This is a genomic window from Vibrio sp. 10N.222.48.A3 (assembly GCF_041475345.1).
Taxonomy (GTDB): Bacteria; Pseudomonadota; Gammaproteobacteria; order Enterobacterales; family Vibrionaceae; genus Vibrio; species Vibrio tasmaniensis_A.
This window is the reverse complement of the sequence record NZ_JBFRVX010000450.1, coordinates 1-6,445: the sequence shown is the minus strand read 5'-3', so window position 1 is coordinate 6,445 and position 6,445 is coordinate 1. Positions and strand designations below refer to the sequence as shown.

At 43.0% G+C, this 6,445-nt stretch carries 5 protein-coding genes and 1 pseudogene; 3 read left to right on the top strand and 3 right to left on the bottom strand.

The window, feature by feature from the left end:
• A pseudogene (locus AB4653_RS13610) lies at positions 1-532 on the bottom strand (sodium-dependent transporter); the annotation flags it as partial.
• Positions 533-1,029: 497 nt separating this feature from the next.
• On the bottom strand, positions 1,030-1,623 hold the full coding sequence (locus tag AB4653_RS13605) for a hypothetical protein (RefSeq protein ID WP_009848988.1): 594 nt from the start codon (positions 1,621-1,623) through the stop codon (positions 1,030-1,032).
• A 145-nt stretch (positions 1,624-1,768) separates the two neighbouring features.
• On the opposite strand from AB4653_RS13605, the gene AB4653_RS13600 reads away from it, so the two are divergent.
• Positions 1,769-1,858 (top strand): YnhF family membrane protein, encoded by a 90-nt coding sequence (locus AB4653_RS13600; protein ID WP_102248935.1) that lies wholly within the window; start codon positions 1,769-1,771, stop codon positions 1,856-1,858.
• A gap of 41 nt (positions 1,859-1,899) precedes the next feature.
• The gene (locus AB4653_RS13595; RefSeq protein WP_009848989.1) at positions 1,900-3,096 is read left to right on the top strand and encodes a patatin family protein; all 1,197 of its coding nucleotides are present in this window, start codon (positions 1,900-1,902) and stop codon (positions 3,094-3,096) included.
• 178 nt (positions 3,097-3,274) lie between these two features.
• Here AB4653_RS13595 and pyk read toward each other — a convergent pair whose 3' ends face one another.
• Positions 3,275-4,723, bottom strand: coding sequence for a pyruvate kinase (pyk, locus tag AB4653_RS13590; protein WP_009848990.1), 1,449 nt, complete (start codon positions 4,721-4,723; stop codon positions 3,275-3,277).
• Between the two features lie 319 nt (positions 4,724-5,042).
• Here pyk and AB4653_RS13585 point away from each other — a divergent pair, with 319 nt between their 5' ends.
• Positions 5,043-6,260 carry an ROK family protein gene (locus AB4653_RS13585; RefSeq protein ID WP_009848991.1) on the top strand — a complete coding sequence of 406 codons (1,218 nt, stop codon included), beginning with the start codon at positions 5,043-5,045 and terminating at the stop codon, positions 6,258-6,260.
• The last annotated feature ends 185 nt before the right edge of the window (positions 6,261-6,445 follow it).

The following is a 6,445-nucleotide window of genomic DNA, read 5'->3' as shown; positions in this document are numbered from 1 at the left end:
CTTTAGAAGCACGTTCGATACCAGCTTTAACACCACCCACGATAGCTGCATAAGTGATTGCCCAAGCGAGTAACATTGCGCCAGCGATGCCCCATTGGATGCTACCTAGGTTCGTCGGTGAGTTATCACCTAGAGCTAGATATTCACTGAAGAAGAATGCGTTAGTGTCTGTTCCCCAGCTTTGATTGAATGACATACCGAAGTATGAAATTGCCCAACCGATAACGGCAACATAGTAGACCGCGATGACAGCCGCTACACCCACTTGGAACCAGCCAAGCCACTCAAATTTTGAGTTGATGCGCGCTAAGGTTGCAGGTGCAGAGCCACGATATTTTTGACCCATACTGAACTCTAGGATCATAAATGGGATACCAGCCGTAAGCATGGCAAATAGATATGGAATGAAAAAAGCACCGCCGCCATTTTCATAAGCCATATATGGAAAACGCCAAATGTTTCCTAAACCAATAGCAGATCCTACTGCGGCAAGGATAAATCCTGCTCGGGATCCCCACTGTTCTCGCTTCATATTTAACTCCTTTACAACTTCCCTGAGGTATGAAGCTTCTCGTCACGCTGTGCTTGGTAAGGAGATGATAGTTAAAACAGGCAAACGGTTTGACTGTTTACTTTATCTTCCGTGATTAAGCAAAAGTTTAGATTATTATGTTGTTAGCGATTGGAGAACTCAGCGGATAATTCTTAATTGTTTGATGTGTGTTTGCATAACCTGAAATATTCAGCTGATGCGTGCTAATGAGCCTACCTAGTTAGAATGGTTAAAGCAATAGATTAGGTATGTTTAATAACTGTGGTCTTATGGTCTTTAAGATGTTAAATGATGGTTATTTTAGAGGTATGAATTGGTTTGGGGTTTTCTGATTGGTTTATGTGTCTAATTTTTTCTGTTTTATTAGGTTATATGACTTTATTTAAAAGTAGAGCGTATGACTGAAATTCATACACTCTATAGTTGAACTGACCAACTATTCGGAGGTTCTATTGGTATGAGATGGTCATCGATACTTAGAAAGTAAAACTCAGTCCGACATTGGCTTGGAATTGGTTCATCCAGTCGGTATCAAAGCGGATGATGCACTCTTGCCCGTTACTTGGGATGTTACAAACACCGGAGGTGTCGTTATCGACAACGGTACCTAACCAACGTAGTTGTGTGTTTAACGCTAATCGGTCACTAAATTTGTACTCTAAACCACCAAAGATAGAGGTTGAGAACCCATACTTATCTTTTGCCCAGTCTACATCGACGTAAGAAGCACCAAGGCCTAATCCCAAATAACCAGACAACACAGAAGAAGCTGGGTAGTAAATGCTACTTTGAAAGTGCAGGTATTGGATGGAGGAGCTTAGGTTGAGTGTTTCTAATTCAGAGCTTTGATTAGAATAGAAAAAGCCGATGCGTCCTTTTTCAAATGGCGTTTCAATCGAAAAGGTGTAGTTTTCAGACCCTTTCATATCATAGGTTTTACCGTCCTGGTCTTCGACACTGCCACCGCCTGTATAGCCCACCATCGGAGTAATGATGATCTCCGGCGAGGCATATACGCTCGAAACGGAGAGAAGCGTAATCAGTGCCATTATATTTGCTTTGTTATTCATGAGTATATCCTTATCCATACACTTACTAATTGTGATGGTTACATCAATATTGTGCGACTAATTTCGACGATTCTTGAAGATACTTCACACACCTGATAGTACTTAAATAGAGACTCGACAAATTAATAATAAGACAGAGGTGTCTATGGACCATAATCTGAAAAATGCCCTACAAATAACGGTTGTCATCTACGCAATCATTCTCTCATTTGGCTTTATTGCAATTGGTAGTTAATACCATTTATTGCGAGGCTGGGTTTTTATACTCAGGGAATAATGAATAGTGGGATTATAACCAATATTGATACAGCAATAGACTTAGATTATTACGCTAAGTTTATTGCTGGAAAAACAGCACTGGTCGCCCAAGGTGGTGGACAGAGAAGTATTTTTACTTCTGGAGTGCTGGATGCCTTTCTTCTTTCAAATTTTGATCCCTTCGACGAGTTTTTTGGTACCTCTGCAGGTGCTCTTAATTTGTGTGCTTATCTGTGCCGCGATAAAGGCCTTGGCCGTTCTTTCCTTCTCGACCTCACAACATCACCTGAATTCTTCAATCTCTTTTCTTATATACGACACAGAAAGAACCTTGGATTAGAATGGGCCTTAGAACAAATCATGGCTTACCCATATAAGCTTGATTTGGATTTAGGACGACAAACGCTAGGCGAGCGCCATTTCTATGCAGCCGTCACGGATTCTAAAGACTTACGAGATCACTACTTCCCAGTATTGGGTGAAGATTGGTACAAAGTGATGATTGCAACCTGTGCGATCCCTCGCTTATACAATGATGAAATCTTTATTGGCGACAATGCTTATGTGGATGGTGGTGTATCAGCTTGCATCCCGGTTCAAGAAGCGTGGCGTAGACAAGCCCGTTCCATTGTTGTGATCCGAACTGAGCCAGCGTTAGAGGAAGAGGTTCAAGCTAACAGTACGCGATTAGAAACACCCAAACCGATATCAGCCGAAGAACTGGAATGGTTCCGCGAATCTTTTGACAGTGTTCAAGGTCATTGGCAACAAAAAGTGGAACAGTGGAAAACCGATTGGAGCTCGTTCTTTCAACAACAAATTCTCAGCTCAAAAGAACAGAAGCGCGACAGATCACATTTGGATTTACTGAATGGTGGTCGATGGTTATTCGGGGCGGATGACATCTATAGATTAAGTCATTTAATTGGTGATAAGTTTGATTCCGGCTTAGCAGATATGCTGATGGTGCATTACCAAACTTACTCATTGACTCAGGATTTTTTGAACTCCCCACCAGACGATGCTTTTGTCGTGCAAATTGCCCCGAGTAAGCCGCTGAAATCCAATTCATTAATGAGTAATAAAGAAGATTTACTGCACGATTATGAATTGGGTTTAGAAGCCGGTTACCGATTTGTTGAAACTTATACCTCTACGAAAAATGCCCGCAGTTCACACATGCCACAGTTGGCAACCATTGCTGCTGAGAAGTAATGCTTGAGGTTGATTAATAATATTTGAAGTTGATGAGTTAGCATGCTGTGAGCTGATCGTGCTGTTTAAACTGATCGTTAGTGAGTCGTGCTCTGAAATGAAAAGGGTTATTGAACTTGGTTCGATAACCCTTTTTTGTCATGAGATTAGGCAAATCGTTTCGCCTTACGGGCAAACATTAGGTGACAGGCAAGATTCTCATACAGTTGGTTGATCCCGCCACATCCATAATGTCGCCTTGAGTGACGATAACGAGATCGCCAAACTTAAGATGCTCTTGCTCTTTTAGGCAGGTGAGCGTAGATAGGGCAATGTCAAAACTGTCTTTGGCTTCTGTCTCGAAGTAGATAGGTGTTACACCTCGGTACAAGGTGCAGCGATTAAGTGTTCCTTCGTTACGAGATAGTGCGTAGATAGGCATATCTGCACTTAGACGAGACATCATCAGTGCAGTACGGCCTGATTCAGTGAGAGTGACTACGCCTTTAATGCCTTCCATATGGTTTGCCGAGTAGATAGTCGCCATCGAAACGGTTTCTTCGGCGGTCACAAACGTGCGGTCAATTCGGTAATTGGATTGGTTGTTAATCCCCGCCATTTTCTCAGCACCAATACACACTTCAGCCATCGATTTTACGGTTTCGACCGGGTAATCACCTGCAGCTGTTTCACCTGAAAGCATGACCGCATCTGTTCCATCAAGTACCGCATTGGCAACGTCCATGACTTCGGCACGGGTTGGCATTGGCGCTGAAATCATCGATTCCATCATTTGAGTTGCGGTGATCACCGTTCGGTTAAGCGCTCTAGCACGACGTATAAGCTGTTTTTGTACTCCGACCAATTCAGGGTCGCCAATTTCGACTCCGAGGTCACCACGAGCTACCATGACCACATCTGAGGCCATTATGATGTCATCCATGTTCTCAACAGTGGCTACCGTCTCTGCTCGCTCTACTTTTGCTACAAGGTGAGCTTCTAAACCTGCTTCTCGTGCGAGTTGACGAGCGTAGTGCATGTCTTCGCCGTTGCGTGGGAAAGACACCGCAAGGTAATCCACTTTGATTTGTGCGGCGGTGACGATGTCGCGCTTGTCTTTTTCTGTCAGCGCTTCTGCGGACAGGCCGCCGCCTTTCTTGTTTATGCCTTTATTATTCGAGAGAGGGCCGCCAATGATGACTTCGGTATGAACGCGACAACCTTCCACTTCGGTTACTTTTAGCTGTACACGACCATCGTCTAGCAGCAGGATGTCGTTAGCTGAAACGTCGTTAGGTAATTCTTTATAATCAAGGCCGACCGCTTGTTGGTTGCCTTCGCCTAAACCAAGGCTACTGTCGAGAGTAAATTGGTCACCAACGGCAAGTTGGATTTTGCCATCTTTGAATGTTGACACTCGAATCTTGGGACCTTGTAAGTCACCGAGAATAGCGATCTGAGTACCAAGTTTTTTGGCTATTGCTCGGACATTTTCTGCACGTTGTATATGGTCGTCGCTAGTGCCGTGAGAGAAGTTCATACGGACGATATTGGCGCCGGCTTTGATGATCTCTTCAAGCACGTTACCTTTATCAGTAGAAGGGCCTAGCGTTGTGACGATTTTCGTTTTTCTTAATTCGGCTGTCATGAATACTCCTAGAGTGAGGCCAAGTAATCTTTTAAAAGACTTAATTAAGTATATGCATTAATTGATTATTTATTGGGAGCTAGGAGGATATTTCTTTATTTGTATCCAATTATTGTATTCAGGACTCAATAACGATGTTTCATTAAGAAAATTAAGTCTCAATTTATCGATGTAGGTACTAATTTTTCTCGAACTATTTGACTAGATACACAAAGATTCATGTATATACGTGATACGGGTCACGGCGATATACCAAGTGACTTCACAATTACTTCGCAAAGTAAAAAAATTACCGCGTTGATGATTTCTGGAGCGTAAAATGTACATGGCTCAACCGGGCCATATTGATCATATCAAACAGGTCAATGCTGGTCGTGTATATAAACTAATTGACCTTAAAGGTCCTATTTCTCGTATCGATCTGTCCAAGCAAAGTGAGTTGGCCCCGGCGAGTATTACTAAAATTACCCGTGAACTCATTGAAGCTCACCTTATTCACGAAACGACGGTTCAAGAAGCCACGACTCGTGGGCGTCCTGCTGTCGGTCTGCAAACCAATAACGAAGGTTGGCAGTTTCTGTCGATGCGTCTTGGTCGTGGGTATCTCACTATCGCGCTTCATGAATTGGGCGGCGATGTACTTATCGATACTAAGATTGATATTCATGAACGTGACCAAGACGATGTACTTGCGCGTCTTCTGCATGAAATTGATGAGTTTTTTCAAACTTATGCCGAGCAACTCGATAGGGTAACAAGTATTGCGGTTACGCTACCTGGGCTTGTGAATTCTGAGCAGGGAATTGTGTTGCAGATGCCACACTACAACGTTAAAAACTTAGCGTTGGGTCCTGAGATCTACAAAGAAACAGGTCTACCTGTCTTTATTGCCAATGATACCCGAGCGTGGGCATTAGCAGAGAAGCTGTTTGGTCACTCTCAAGATAACGATAATTCCGTTTTGATCTCGATTCACCACGGTGTAGGTGCAGGGATCATTCTCGACGGCCGAGTATTGCAAGGTCGCCACGGTAACATCGGTGAGCTAGGTCATATTCAGATCGATAAACAAGGCAAGCTTTGTCATTGTGGTAATCATGGCTGTTTAGAAACGGTTGCGAGTTCACAGGCTCTCCGTGAGCAAGTCAAAGAAAGATTGGCTAATGGCGAGGCATCATCACTAACGGCGTTTGAAGATGTCAAAATTGAACAGATCTGCGCTGCTGCTGCTGATGGTGATCCACTGGCTGTTGAAGTGATTGAACAGTTAGGTCGTTACTTAGGTGCCGCGATAGCGATTGTGATCAACCTTTTCAATCCTGAGAAAATCTTGATAGGTGGTGTTATCAATCAGGCTAAAAGCGTGTTGTATCCTGCGATTCAAAAGTGTATCGAAGAGCAGAGTTTATCGGTTTACCATCAAGATTTAGAACTGGTGGAATCTCGATTCTATAAACAAGCCACCATGCCAGGTGCTGCGCTTGTTAAACAAGCTTTATATGATGGCCAATTGTTAATGAAAGTGATTGAAGGCTAACCCTTTTTTTATCGTTTTTAGCCTTCCTTTAACCCTTTCCATGCACTTAAACTATGTATAACAGCATTTGTTGTACTTAGTTTAAGCATCTGTGTATTTGCGCTTTGCTTTAACCTATCGAATTAGGCATTGTAGCCACAGTTATTATTTGTCACTAAGGTGTTGTATGTCTGGCGTTTTAAATT